Raw genomic sequence first — 11,700 nt, 5'->3', positions numbered from 1 at the left:
TCAGGTCGACCGAGATAGGCCGGACGATTTTGTGTGCTTGCTACTGGCGAGACCCGCTCCGTGCGCGAAATGGTCGAACTCTCCTCTGCCCGGACCGGGCTCAGGGCGTCGATGAAATCGGCGTTGACGGTAGGAGCAGTAAGACTGTGGTCCGGATCGATCCGCGCCAATTCCGCCCGACAGACGATGGGGAGCGATCTCGCCGAGGCGAGGCGAGAGATAGCAAGTGGCAAGCACCGTTTGAGCTGAAGGGCAAGTCCGTTTTCGTCGCCGGAGTCCCGATGTTTCGATTTTCCGCGCGCCTTGCCGGCGCAGCCGTCGCGCTGACCCTTGTGGCAGCGGCGTCTTCGCATGCTCAGCAACTCGAGCCATCGAGGCATGGTCGGCAGCGCCCTGGTGCGGCGCCTGGCGTTGGAAGAAGTGGGTTGCTCATCATCGGCCTCGAGGAGGTCGACCTTTGCAATCAGTTTATCTATGATAATGTCGCGATCGCCGAAATTTAGACCACTGAGATCGCCTATCGCAACGCCGCAATGTTCGAGGGGCTCGTTAGACGGAAGAAACAGCGGGTAAGAGGATCCAATTTGCTTCGGAATTGCGGCGCTAGTTAAATGATTGAGAAGTTCCAAGCCCAAGACAGACTCGCGAGTATCCGGCTGGGAGTTTTCTTTGTAGGCGGCACGAGAGGGTGATTTTGACAGGTGGGCGAAGGACGACGCCAAGGGCTGCGAAGGGTCCTAGTCGAGCTCGAACACGTTCTTGTAGTCGAGCTTCAAGGAGGCGTCCTGATCCTCCTTGCGCAGGATGCAGTTGCCGACGACGAGGACCTCGATGTCGCTGCCCATGAAGCAGCGGAACGCGTCCTCGGGCGTGCAGACGATCGGCTCGCCGCGGACGTTGAAGCTGGTATTGACCAGAACCGGGCAGCCCGTGCGCTGCTTGAACGCGCTGAGCAGGTCGTGAAAGCGCGGATTGGTGTCCCGATGAACCGTCTGGACCCGCGCCGAGTAGTCGATATGCGTCACTGCCGGAATGTCCGATCGCGGCACGTTCAGCTTGTCGATCCCGAACAGCGCCTTCTCTTCGGCCGTCATCTGCCGACGCCGGCTCTCGACGACGTCCGCGACCAACAACATATAGGGACTGTCCCCGTCCAGCTCGAACCAGTCGGCGACGTCCTCGCGCAAGACCGCCGGCGCGAAGGGTCGAAAGCTCTCGCGATACTTGACGCGCAGGTTGAGCGATCGCTGCATCGTCGCCGACCGCGGATCACCCAGGATCGAGCGCGCGCCGAGCGAGCGCGGTCCGAATTCCATGCGTCCCTGGAACCAGCCGACCGCCTTCTCATCGGCCAGCGCGTCGACCGTCCGCGCAATCAGCTCGTCGTCACCGACGACTGAGAAGCGCCCGCCGCTGCCCGCAAGCCGGCTTTCGATATCGGACTGCGCGTAGGACGGCCCGAGATAGGAGCCGCGCATGCGATCGGCGCCGCAAGGTGAATTCCGCTGCGCGCCCTCGAATTGATGATAGGCAGCGAGCGCCGCTCCCACCGCGCCACCAGCGTCGCCGGCCGCGGGCTGAATCCAGATGTTCTTGAATTTGCCGTCCCGCAGGATCTTACCGTTGGCCACGCAATTGAGCGCGACGCCGCCGGCGAGGCAGAGATTCTGCGCGCCGGTTTCGCTGGCGATGCTGCGCGTCAGGCGCAGCACGATCTCTTCGGTCGCCTTCTGAATCGACGCGGCGAGATCCATGTGCCGCTGATCCAGAAGCCCGTCGGGTTTGCGCGGCGGCCCGCCGAACAAATCGTGGAAGCGATCCGTCGTCATCGTCAGGCCCGTGCAGTAGTTGAAGTACCGCAAGTCCATGCGATAGGAGCCGTCCTCCTTGAGGTCGACGAGATGGTCGAAGATCTTGCCGGCATATCTCGGCTCGCCATAAGGCGCGAGGCCCATCACCTTGTATTCGCCGGAGTTGACCTTGAAGCCGGTGTAGTAGGTGAAGGCGGAATACAATAGACCGATCGAATGCGGGAAATGGATCTCGCGCAGAATATCCAGCGTGTTGCCGCGGCCGACGCCGTAAGAGGTCGTGGTCCATTCGCCGACGCCGTCGAGCGTGAGGACCGCGGCCTCTTCGAAAGGCGAGGCAAAGAACGCCGACGCCGCATGGCTCTGATGATGATCGGTGAAGAGAAGCTTTTCCTCCCAGTTCACCTCCGGGTCGATCTCTTCCAGGTTCTGACGTAGCAGCCGCTTCTGGAACAGCTTTTCCTTGAGCCAAAGCGGTACGGCGAGGCGGAAGGATTGATAGCCTTGCGGCGCGAAGGCGAGATAGGTCTCCAGCAAGCGCTCGAACTTGATGAAGGGCTTCTCGTAGAACACGACGCGGTCGATGTCGCGCGCCGCGATACCGGCTTCGTCCAGGCAATATCGGACCGCAGAAAGCGGAAATGAGGCGTCGTGCTTCTTGCGTGTGAACCGCTCCTCCTGGGCCGCGGCGACGATTCCGCCGTCGATCACCAGCGCCGCCGCACTGTCGTGATAGAAGGCCGAAATTCCGAGAATGCGGCTCGCCATCAGAACAGCGTGTAAATGAACGGCGCGACAGCCGAACCCTTGGTCAGCACCAGCAACCCGCCCAGAAGAAGCATGACGATGAAGATCGGCGCGAGCCAGTATTTCTTGCGCACCAGGAGGAAGGCAATGAATTCACGAAGGAAGGACATGGGCTCGATCAAAATTGCTGACGCATTGATGCATTCGGCTGTCGATCGTCGGTCAGCGGCAGCCAGTAGGATTTTACATCCTTTTCGAGTCTGAGGCGCAACGGGTCTTTGCCAAGGGCCCTCATGAGCAGGCCGATCGGCAGGATCGTCCCATAGAACAGGATCGCCATGATGACCGGGCTGACGAGTCGGTGCAGCAGCAGTCCCAGTTTCAGCCAGAGGCTGTTCGGAAGCGACAACCATGCTGGCCGCAACAGTGCCAGAAGGCCGAACGTCGCGGCCAACCCACCCCAGAGATAGGCCCAAGGGGAAACATGAAAAGCCTTGACGATGGCGATGACAGCCAACACCGCGCCGATCGTTAGGCCGAACTTCCGATTGCTGGGGCCGGACGTGTCGTCCTCGCGCCTCAGGTCTTCGTGTAGCGCTCCCCCCGGCATCGTTTCCCGTGACCTAGACAACGTTTGATGAACGTCCGGTGACCGTTTTAGCGGGGGGAGCCGGCACTTGCAACCGAACCGGCGGGCAATTTTCCAGACCTGAGCGGCAGGCCGCCCAATTGCAGGCCCGAAAGGACGCGGCGCACGAGAGACCGTCCTGAGATCGCGCGGGCTGCAGTCACGCCCGTCCGCGCTATGACCAGCCGCCCCGAAAGAGGCGTCGAGTTCGGCTAGCTCACGGGCTTCTCAACCCCTATCCCGCTCCAGATGACGGCTTTTGCTCGTTTGAAAGCTGAACTGCCATATTTGCGCGGTATCGAATGAGTGGATCCAAGAATGAAAGCTTATGGTCAGCGAAGTGGATCGACGCCCTGCCGGCCAAACACTGGTTACCAGGGCAGAAAGGCCATCACGTATACAAACAATGCAATCGTTATAATAAGCCAGAAGATTGGGCCCTTGAATGCTTCGATGTTCAAGATGGCACCTCTCTTTTTGGACCGACAGTTGTCAACTCTCGATAAGGCGGATCGGTTCCCACGCGGCCCGCCCGAAAACGGGGGCTGCGCTCGATCTGCGCTGCAGCGTACATGCTGAATCGAGGCTGAGCAAGAATTGGCTCGTTCGCGGTCCTAGGCCGTAGCGAACCGGGCGATTGCGAGCGGGGCTGAAATAATCGCCAGAAGGTCGATAGAGCAACTTTTATGCCGTGCAGGAGGGCTGCGAGGGTGCATCCGCAAGACCTTGCAGATCGGCTCGACCCCAGGCGCCCTACGATGATCGTCGATGAAGGCGATCATGGCTTGGACCGGCGGTCGAGCTCCCCTCGCCCGACAGGCGATGTCTTCATTCGCCGAAAGGGGCATGGCAAAAATAGGCGCTTGCCTTGCGCAGGGTCTCGTTGGCCTGCCAAGCTCGCGGTTCTCCCGTTCCAGCGCCTTCAGCTTCTCGGCCATCTCGGTAGGAATGCCGGCCCGCTGCCCGCTGTCGACTTCCGCCTTCCTGACCCAGTCATGCAGCGTCTGCGGCGTGCAGCCGATCTTGGCCGCAATCGAGGTCACCGCCGCCCACCGCGACGGGTGTTCGAGGGCATGATCCAGAACCATCCGAACCGCACGGGCCTGGACCTCCGGTGAAAAGTTGTTTGTCTTGCTTGTTATGGCTCCATCCTCTCAGGAGTTGAAGCCTCCGGCAAACCCGGGGCGGTTCATGCCATCAATCCAGTATATATCGAAGCAGGTCCGACGCGGCGGTTCGCGCAACCCCCTTGGTGCGTGCGACGAACTGTGCCTCCATGTCACATTGAGGTACTGAGTTCGTGTGGAGGCCCAGTGGGAAAGGCGGAGTGATATTTGTGACCACCTGGCCACTGTCCCGTCGGTTGGCCATCTCACTGTTTCCATCAGCTTGCAGACGTTTGACAGACGCCCGGGCTGGGGGGTTGACGTGCGAATGGTGATCTGTCCAAGAAGACGTGTGAACATGCTTCGGCTGGCGCCTCGTCGCGCCTGTTTTATCTCAGATGCGCGGGAACAAGGTAGGCCATGACCAAACGGGTCGCTTTAATCACCGGCGTGACGGGTCAGGACGGGGCCTATCTCGCCGAGTATCTGCTGTCGTTAGGCTATACCGTGCACGGCATCAAGCGGCGCTCGTCGTCCTTCAACACCGCGCGCGTGGACCATCTCTACAAAGACCCGCATGTCGGATCCGTCCCTTTCCTGATGCACTACGGTGACATGACGGATTCGACCAACCTTATTCGCTTGGTGCAGCAGATAAGGCCGACCGAGATCTACAATCTCGCTGCCCAAAGCCACGTCGCCGTCAGCTTCGAGAGCCCGGAATACACTGCTAATGCCGATGCCCTCGGCGTGCTGCGCCTGTTGGAGGCGATCCGCATCCTCGGCATGGAGAAAGAGACGCGGTTCTACCAGGCCTCGACTTCCGAGCTCTACGGCCTCGTGCAGGAGATCCCGCAGCAGGAGACCACGCCGTTCTATCCGCGCTCGCCATATGGCGTCGCAAAGCTCTACGGCTACTGGATCACGGTGAACTACCGCGAAGCCTACGGCATGTTCGCTTCCAACGGAATCCTGTTCAACCACGAGAGCCCTATCCGCGGCGAGACCTTCGTCACCCGCAAGATCACCCGCGGCGTCTCCCGGATCGAGGTTGGGCTGGAGCAGATGCTCTATCTTGGCAATCTCGAGGCCAAGCGCGACTGGGGTCATGCCAGGGATTACGTCGAGGGCATGCACATGATCCTGCAGGCCGACAAGCCCGACGATTTTGTACTCGCCACCGGCGAGACGCGCTCGGTGCGCGAGATGGTGGAGCTGTCCTTCGCCCATGTCGGCCGCCGCATCGAATGGCGCGGGACGGGCGTCGACGAGACCGGCGTCGATGCCATCAGCGGCAAGACGGTGGTGAAGATCGATCCGACCTATTTCCGCCCGACCGAGGTCGATCTGCTCGTCGGCGATGCCAGCAAGGCGCAGAAGGTGCTCGGCTGGAAGCCGAGGCGGACTTTTGCGCAGCTCGTCGACGAGATGATGAAGGGCGATCTGGCCGAGGCCAAACGGGAAGCAGCTCATGGCAAGCGTACCGTTTGAGCTGAAGGGCAAAAGCGTCTATGTCGCCGGCCATCGCGGCATGGTCGGCAGTGCGATCGTGCGCCGGCTGGCGCGGGAGGATGTGAATCTCGTCACCGTCGAGCGTCGCGAGCTCGATCTCTGCAACCAGGCGCAAGTGTTCGACTGGTTCGCGAAGGTGCGGCCCCAGGTGATCTTCCTCGCCGCCGCCAAGGTCGGCGGCATCGTCGCCAACAACTCGCTGCGCGCCGAGTTCATCTACGACAATATCGCGATCGCCACCAATGTGATCCATGCTGCGCATGTGAACCATGCCGAGAAGCTGATGTTCCTCGGCTCGTCCTGCATCTATCCGAAGCTGGCGCCGCAGCCGCTACGGGAAGACTCGGTGCTGACGGGCCCGCTGGAGCCGACCAACGAGCCCTATGCCATCGCCAAGCTCGCTGGCATCAAGATGGCGGAGGCCTATCGCAGCCAGTATGGCAGCGACTTCATCAGCGTGATGCCGACCAACCTCTACGGGCCTGGCGACAATTATCATCCTGAATTGAGCCACGTCGTTGCCGCGCTCATCCGCCGCTTCCATGAAGCCAAGCTGTCGGACGCAAAGACCGTCGAGGTTTGGGGCACCGGCACGCCACGGCGCGAGTTCCTCTATGTCGACGACATGGCGGATGCCTGCGTGTACCTCATGAAGACCTACTCCGGCGACGGGTTGGTCAATATCGGTACCGGAAAGGACATCGCCGTTGCTGAGTTCGCCCGACTCGTCGCAGACATCGTCGATTACAACGGTGAGATCGCTTTTGACACCACGAGGCCAGACGGCACGCCGCGCAAGCTACTCGATGTCAGCCGCCTTGAAGGGCTCGGCTGGCGCGCGAAGACCCCCCTCACGGACGGTCTGAAGCAGGCGTACGCAGCATACCTGTCGCTCGGGGGATAGAGCGGGTTACTCCCGCTTAATTTATCGTGAGCTGTCCACGGGAGCCGTCATCGCTTTTGAAGGTGAGGCACTTCGAAGACAATCTAATCAGATCCTTCGATACTCTTAATACTTGGACGGTGTTTGCATCGTCTGCGAAAGCAGGGACGGCGCTCGCGCTGGTCTGCTTCGATCACTTCATTGGTGTCATCGGTCAAGCTTTGTTGACGTTCGCCGCCCCGCAGCAAGGCGGTTCTATGCGCGCGGCGGTTTGAGGGCCGTCTGGCCGATTGCCGCAGAGCATTGAATTCCTTGATCAGCAGCAGCCGCCGAACCTGCGCTCCGTTCAGAAGTGATTCAAATAGCGAGAGAATCTCCCGCGCCTGGACGTAAACCTCCATACTCACGGCGTGTTGATCGAAACCGTACGATCGGAGGCGGGCTTCGATGTCGAGCGCCGCAGAGGCATCCAATTGCCAATCCAGGGCATTACCAATGATGTAGATCTCGGCTACATCCTGGAAGTCCGGTGCAATGCCCGCCAGATCGACGCGTCGAAGGGTCATCTCGACGGCCTTCTGGCGATAGGTGCTCAGGAGTCTATGCCGCAGGACCCGATAGCGCTGCATCTCCCAGGAGAGCTCTGCGATGTCGATCGCAAGCAGCCATTCAATGGCAGAGTGCGGATCGAGGTCGCGGAAGATCAGGGCCTGAAGGGCCTGATAGTGGTCGATGTTCTCGCCAGGAAGAAGTAGGGGCGGGAAACACAGCGCCTCGAACTGGGGCGGCAAGACGCTCGCCGGTTGCGATTTGCGCAGATCGACAGGACCATTCATTGACCTTGTGCCTCCGATTGCGGACGTGGGGTCGGCGCATCGATGTTGGCTCCGTTGGTCAGATGGACGGGGCTCGCATCCCAAAGCTCCTTCGCGATCGGCAGCGGCGAAATCTGCAGGTTGTTCCACCAGGCTCTTTCGTCTCCGTGTTGGTGCAGAGATTGGTGGTGGGATCGGCAGAGTGGCACCGTGAACTCGTCGCTGACCTTGCGACCTAAGGAGCGTGGCTGGGCAAACTTCAGGTGATGCGCATCAGCAGGTGTCTTCTGACAAACCAAACAGCATTGGCTGCGAATGAAAGCGAGGTGATCCTTGCTGCGTCTTCGGGGCGGCTCCTTCGGGAAGGCAAGACCGGCCTGCTCTCCGGGAGAGGCGCTGGCACGTGCGCGAACGTCGCTGGAAAGCTCCGAGGCTTGCCCACGTCCGGGCTGTCCGGCCGCCGATATGGGCCGCTGCTCTGTTGGATCAATCTCTGGGAGCGCGGCTTCCTGGAACCTGTTTTGGTAGGCGGCCTCGAGCACACGAGCGTCCGCCTCCAGGAGAGTGTTCTTGAGAGGGAGGCTGATCCTGGCCCAGGCGAGCAGTCCGTCGCTGCCCTCTTGGTTGGCCAGATCGCCCAGGAGCCGGTCCAGGAGCGCGGCGGAGCGTTCGGGCGGCAATACCGCGGGCCGGTTCGGGACGCGGCCAGGCGGCCTCCTATTCGGTCCTGAAGCGGCCTGCGGCTCCGGGGCAGCGGGAGGCTCCGTGACGACGTCAGGCGCGTCCAGATCGTCCTCTCCGGCGATTCCAACCAAGGCAAACAGGGCATAGCGGCGCGCATAGGTCAGCGCGGAGCCCATCCGGTGTGGCGCCTCGACCTCCTTGGAGGCGCAGACCGGTAGGTCCGAGGAGATCCATTCCCCGGAGGCGTGGGCGAGCAGGGTGGTGAGGTGGATCTGACCTGTGCCCTGGTCGATCCGGGTGGTCTGGATGGTGGCGATCTCTTGCTGGCTTAACGTCTTGCGGACGATGTCCAGGCCGGAGGCCAGGGACGCGTAGCGGAAGGTGCGATCATCCTCCCGGGGGAAGGGCGACCGGATCACGGCAGTCAGGGTCTTTTCGGGGTTGGTCAGTTCAGCCTGGGCCCGGGCAAGGGCGGCGGCGATGGTCCCGATGCGCTCACTGGACTGATGCATGGGATCCCTCTGCCGTCTGGGCTTCGAAGCTTATCGCGCCGGACTTGGAGCGCTTGGCCTTGACGCCATGACCAGTTGCCTCCTTGGCGTCCTCCGGCATGAGTTTCTTCAGATCGGCCTTGGCGGTTTCATGCTCACCATGCGCCTCTCGGGTTCGGAGGTAGGTGGCCGCCAGCTCTGCCCATTGGTTGGACGTGGACATGTCGACGACCTTGACGGCTTCCAGTCTTGGGCGGGGCGTTTCGATGTTGAACAGGGTAGGGCGTTCGCCGCTCTGGACGCAGCGCCAAAACTTCTTCTCGGCCGTGAGGAGGAGGTGTTGGTACAGCGGGTCGGCGTGAAGCTTGATCTCGACCCATTTGCCGCCGCCCGTGATGATGGAGAGAACGGCGCTGCGGGATGCGGTGACCCACATGTTATGCTGCAGCTGAGCCATATGCTTGTCGGCTGCGGCTTCCTCGGTGAAGGCCCAAGGCAGCATGAACTTGGCTTCGAAGACGGCGCCGGTCTGCTCGACGGTCCCGTCCAGCGTTGCCGCCATCCATTTGTGGACGGGATGGCGGACGCGCTTCTGGATGTCCTTGACCGTGTGCCCGCTTGCGCGTTGATACCAGGCGCGGTTCAAGTCCTCGGTCACGGTGCCGAGCTGGACAATGAGGTTTTCCGAGAGGTCCTGCGGCGCTGCTTCGCCGCGCTTTTCGCGCCAAAGTCGGATCAGGCTCTCTTGATCATCCCCCATTATGATGCGGGCGTCCGAGCCGCCGATGAAATGGCGGCGGTCGTTCGGATTGAACCTGATGATTTGATGCTGTGGCTCGATTTGGTCGTCACTCGGTACGCTACGCACTGGTATCTCCTTCAAGAACAGCGGCGATCTTCGCCGCACTGCCCGAAGCCCCGCGTCCGCGAGGCGAGATACCGGCGCTATAATCGGTTTTGGCGCCCGGCCGACTCAGTAACGCTCCAATCGCGGGGGAACGCCAGTCCTTTCTGCAGCAATCTTGTTGCTCGTTCTAGCGGCTGGAATTGCTCTTGTTCTCACCTTTGGAGGGCAGGGACGACGATGAGGCTGACCAGCATCAAAACGACAAAACGAAGCCAATCTATGCCCCGAGGGCCGCGCGGGCCGCCCTAGAAGCCTGTTCAACCGCGCCGGATGTGTTGAAATGAAGCGGCGATTGTCGGAAGATCGGCAATATCCCCTCAAGCGCGAGCTGATGAGCTTGAAGCGTCCGGCAGTGTTTTTTGATCGTGATGGCGTCCTCAATGAGGACGACGGTTACGCTTTTGATCCGGACAAGATTCGGTGGGTCCAAGGAGCCCAACAAGCAGTAAAAGCAGTCAATGACGCCGGATATTTTGCGTTTGTCGTGACGAACCAGTCAGGAATCGCGAGGGGGTATTATGAGGAGCGGCATGTTCGCAATTTGCACGAATGGATGTCGCGTGAACTTTCTGTTGTGGGTGCGCATATCGATGCGTTTGAGTTCTGCCCCCACCATCCCGACGGCTTGATTGAGCGCTACCGTGTGCTCTGCAACTGTCGCAAGCCGCAACCGGGCATGATTAGAGCCCTGCTTGAGCGTTATGCAGTGGATATCGATGCTAGCTTCATGATCGGGGACAAGCAGAGCGACCTTGCTGCAGCGCAGGCGGCCGGCATCGCAGCCCATCTGTTTGATGGGTCTAACCTCCACACTTTCCTAGCTCCGCTGCTGGCGGACGGGTCCGCTGGCGGTCCTCATCGATCACGGGCGTCACGCGGAGGCGGGGTAACGTAGGATCTGTGGTCGATTGCTGGCTCGGGAAATCAAGGAGGGACGTTGGCGTCAAAGCGACAAATCGAAGCCAATCGCGCAAACGCGACGAAGAGTACCGGCCCGCGAACGAGCACTGGAAAGGTCATCTCGAGCCGCAATGCCTATCGGCATGGCTTGTCTCGCTGGGACGATACCGATGGTTCTGGTCTCGCCAGGTTCGATGCGGTTTTTGCGGAGGAATTCAAGAGTGCGGGAGCGGAGATCGCGCTTCAAGATCTGGCTCAAGCCAGGAATCGGCAGGATCGGTTGCGAGCTATCAGGCTAGGTCTGATCTTGGCCGTGATTGAGAGGGCTGAACCAAAGCAAATGAAATTTCTGTCGCGCTTGGAACGATATGAGAAAGCTGCCCTGTCGCGGCAGCGGCGAGGCCTCAAACGCGTAAAGCGAGACCAGGGATCAGGACCATAAGCAAGATAGGAGCGTCGAAGCAGAAGCTGAGTGGGGCCGGTTAGTAGGTGGGGAACATCTTCCCGATTGGACGGTATTTGCAGAACTGCTATTATCTGGTTCGAAGCCTGGAGGCTGCATGAATTACATTTTCCCACTGCTCGCGTTGGCCATCACCATTGGACTTTTTGTCCTCTACGCGATGCTGCGGCCGTATTTGCGCCGATCTCGGCCGGCCGATGAGGTTCCTCACTGGCCCGATTCAAGTCTGAGATAGGTAAGTAGGCGCTTTAGATCTGCCATTATCGGCTAGTGCGCGACGGTAACGAGGCGTTACCGCCGACAAGCGTATCGAAAAAACCGAAATGGAACTTGCATTGTCGGGCAAAACACTGGTTTATGGGGGGCTGGTCCAGTAATGGGGAGCCCAGCCGATGGCCGACGAATGCAAGGCGTTATCTGATCTGCCGGAAGTAGCTAAGCTCAACGGGGAATTTCGCAAGAACTATGGAAAGCTTCTCGGTGCATTCTTGTATCTGCGTTCGATTAGCGCCGCCCGCGGACGGTCCTGGTTCTGGACCGCTTTGCTTTCAGCCATTTGTTCAGCGGCATTGGCGTGGCTGGGGAGGCGGGGTGTCGCGTTGTGAGCTGCAGATTTCAGACTGAGCGGCAATCGACGACATCGACCCGCATGGTTTCGGCCATACTCCCCCCGCTACGGAGATTCACGGACGGCGGTGCACTCAGGCATGAGCAATGTTCCGAGCGCTATGACGAGTTCTCGTCCGCAAAGCG

General features: G+C 60.5%; 11 protein-coding genes, 2 pseudogenes and 1 other annotated feature. Of the genes and pseudogenes, 6 read left to right on the top strand and 7 right to left on the bottom strand.

Features of this window, described 5'->3' with window-relative positions; translation table 11 throughout:
- Nucleotides 1-13 precede the first annotated feature (13 nt).
- Nucleotides 14-185: pseudogene (locus K410_RS41055) on the top strand (GDP-mannose 4,6-dehydratase); the annotation flags it as partial.
- Between the two features lie 96 nt (nucleotides 186-281).
- Nucleotides 282-503 (top strand): hypothetical protein, encoded by a 222-nt coding sequence (locus K410_RS39805; protein WP_155253688.1) that lies wholly within the window; start codon nucleotides 282-284, stop codon nucleotides 501-503.
- A 234-nt stretch (nucleotides 504-737) separates the two neighbouring features.
- Here K410_RS39805 and K410_RS0126075 read toward each other — a convergent pair whose 3' ends face one another.
- The 4 genes and pseudogenes from K410_RS0126075 to K410_RS38675 form a co-directional block, all read right to left on the bottom strand.
- Entirely contained in the window at nucleotides 738-2,579 is a 1,842-nt protein-coding gene (locus K410_RS0126075) for a carbamoyltransferase family protein (protein ID WP_049820305.1), read from the bottom strand.
- Nucleotides 2,579-2,728: a DUF5989 family protein gene (locus K410_RS40555; protein ID WP_196236064.1), complete on the bottom strand. Its 150-nt coding sequence runs from the start codon at nucleotides 2,726-2,728 to the stop codon at nucleotides 2,579-2,581. Before K410_RS40555 ends, K410_RS0126075 begins: the two co-directional genes overlap by 1 nt.
- Nucleotides 2,729-2,736: 8 nt before the next feature.
- Entirely contained in the window at nucleotides 2,737-3,078 is a 342-nt protein-coding gene (locus K410_RS0126065) for a hypothetical protein (RefSeq protein ID WP_155253687.1), read from the bottom strand.
- Nucleotides 3,079-3,893: 815 nt separating this feature from the next.
- Nucleotides 3,894-4,328: pseudogene (locus tag K410_RS38675) on the bottom strand (transposase); the annotation flags it as partial.
- Nucleotides 3,895-4,008: a sequence feature (AL1L pseudoknot), on the bottom strand. (Overlaps the previous pseudogene by 114 nt.)
- Before the next feature lie 384 nt (nucleotides 4,329-4,712).
- On the opposite strand from K410_RS38675, the gene gmd reads away from it, so the two are divergent.
- Both gmd and fcl read left to right on the top strand, forming a co-directional pair.
- Nucleotides 4,713-5,783 (top strand): GDP-mannose 4,6-dehydratase, encoded by a 1,071-nt coding sequence (gene gmd / locus K410_RS0126055; RefSeq protein WP_028137601.1) that lies wholly within the window; start codon nucleotides 4,713-4,715, stop codon nucleotides 5,781-5,783.
- The gene (fcl, locus tag K410_RS0126050; protein ID WP_028137600.1) at nucleotides 5,764-6,708 is read left to right on the top strand and encodes a GDP-L-fucose synthase; all 945 of its coding nucleotides are present in this window, start codon (nucleotides 5,764-5,766) and stop codon (nucleotides 6,706-6,708) included. Before gmd ends, fcl begins: the two co-directional genes overlap by 20 nt.
- A gap of 83 nt (nucleotides 6,709-6,791) precedes the next feature.
- Here the strand turns inward: fcl and K410_RS37230 are convergent, their stop codons facing one another.
- Genes K410_RS37230 through K410_RS0126035 form a run of 3 tightly spaced genes read right to left on the bottom strand, consistent with a single transcriptional unit; the run spans nucleotide 6,792 to nucleotide 9,518 of the window.
- Entirely contained in the window at nucleotides 6,792-7,523 is a 732-nt protein-coding gene (locus tag K410_RS37230) for a hypothetical protein (RefSeq protein WP_245269528.1), read from the bottom strand.
- Entirely contained in the window at nucleotides 7,520-8,698 is a 1,179-nt protein-coding gene (locus K410_RS0126040; RefSeq protein WP_028137599.1) for an ERF family protein, read from the bottom strand. Before K410_RS0126040 ends, K410_RS37230 begins: the two co-directional genes overlap by 4 nt.
- Nucleotides 8,682-9,518: a YqaJ viral recombinase family nuclease gene (locus K410_RS0126035; RefSeq protein WP_049820435.1), complete on the bottom strand. Its 837-nt coding sequence runs from the start codon at nucleotides 9,516-9,518 to the stop codon at nucleotides 8,682-8,684. The genes K410_RS0126040 and K410_RS0126035 overlap by 17 nt, the downstream gene beginning before the upstream one ends.
- 403 nt (nucleotides 9,519-9,921) lie before the next feature.
- Here K410_RS0126035 and K410_RS0126030 point away from each other — a divergent pair, with 403 nt between their 5' ends.
- Both K410_RS0126030 and K410_RS38670 read left to right on the top strand, forming a co-directional pair.
- Nucleotides 9,922-10,479, top strand: a complete 558-nt coding sequence (locus K410_RS0126030) for a D-glycero-alpha-D-manno-heptose-1,7-bisphosphate 7-phosphatase (RefSeq protein ID WP_028137597.1) — start codon at nucleotides 9,922-9,924, stop codon at nucleotides 10,477-10,479.
- Between the two features lie 860 nt (nucleotides 10,480-11,339).
- Nucleotides 11,340-11,552: a hypothetical protein gene (locus K410_RS38670; protein ID WP_080672243.1), complete on the top strand. Its 213-nt coding sequence runs from the start codon at nucleotides 11,340-11,342 to the stop codon at nucleotides 11,550-11,552.
- The last annotated feature ends 148 nt before the right edge of the window (nucleotides 11,553-11,700 follow it).

It is taken from the genome of Bradyrhizobium sp. 22, assembly GCF_000482425.1.
Taxonomy (GTDB): domain Bacteria; phylum Pseudomonadota; class Alphaproteobacteria; order Rhizobiales; family Xanthobacteraceae; genus Bradyrhizobium; species Bradyrhizobium japonicum_B.
Note: the sequence above shows the minus strand (reverse complement) of the source record. Positions and strands in the feature narration are given on the sequence as shown.

What these genes read in the sequence shown, in the direction of transcription:
- K410_RS39805 (WP_155253688.1), top strand. Translation starts at nt 282, where the DNA reads ATGTTTCGATTTTCCGCGCGCCTTGCCGGCGCAGCCGTCGCGCTGACC.
- K410_RS0126075 (WP_049820305.1), bottom strand. Translation starts at nt 2,579, where the DNA reads ATGGCGAGCCGCATTCTCGGAATTTCGGCCTTCTATCACGACAGTGCG.
- K410_RS40555 (WP_196236064.1), bottom strand. Translation starts at nt 2,728, where the DNA reads ATGTCCTTCCTTCGTGAATTCATTGCCTTCCTCCTGGTGCGCAAGAAA.
- gmd (WP_028137601.1), top strand. Translation starts at nt 4,713, where the DNA reads ATGACCAAACGGGTCGCTTTAATCACCGGCGTGACGGGTCAGGACGGG.
- fcl (WP_028137600.1), top strand. Translation starts at nt 5,764, where the DNA reads ATGGCAAGCGTACCGTTTGAGCTGAAGGGCAAAAGCGTCTATGTCGCC.
- K410_RS37230 (WP_245269528.1), bottom strand. Translation starts at nt 7,523, where the DNA reads ATGAATGGTCCTGTCGATCTGCGCAAATCGCAACCGGCGAGCGTCTTG.
- K410_RS0126040 (WP_028137599.1), bottom strand. Translation starts at nt 8,698, where the DNA reads ATGCATCAGTCCAGTGAGCGCATCGGGACCATCGCCGCCGCCCTTGCC.
- K410_RS38670 (WP_080672243.1), top strand. Translation starts at nt 11,340, where the DNA reads ATGGCCGACGAATGCAAGGCGTTATCTGATCTGCCGGAAGTAGCTAAG.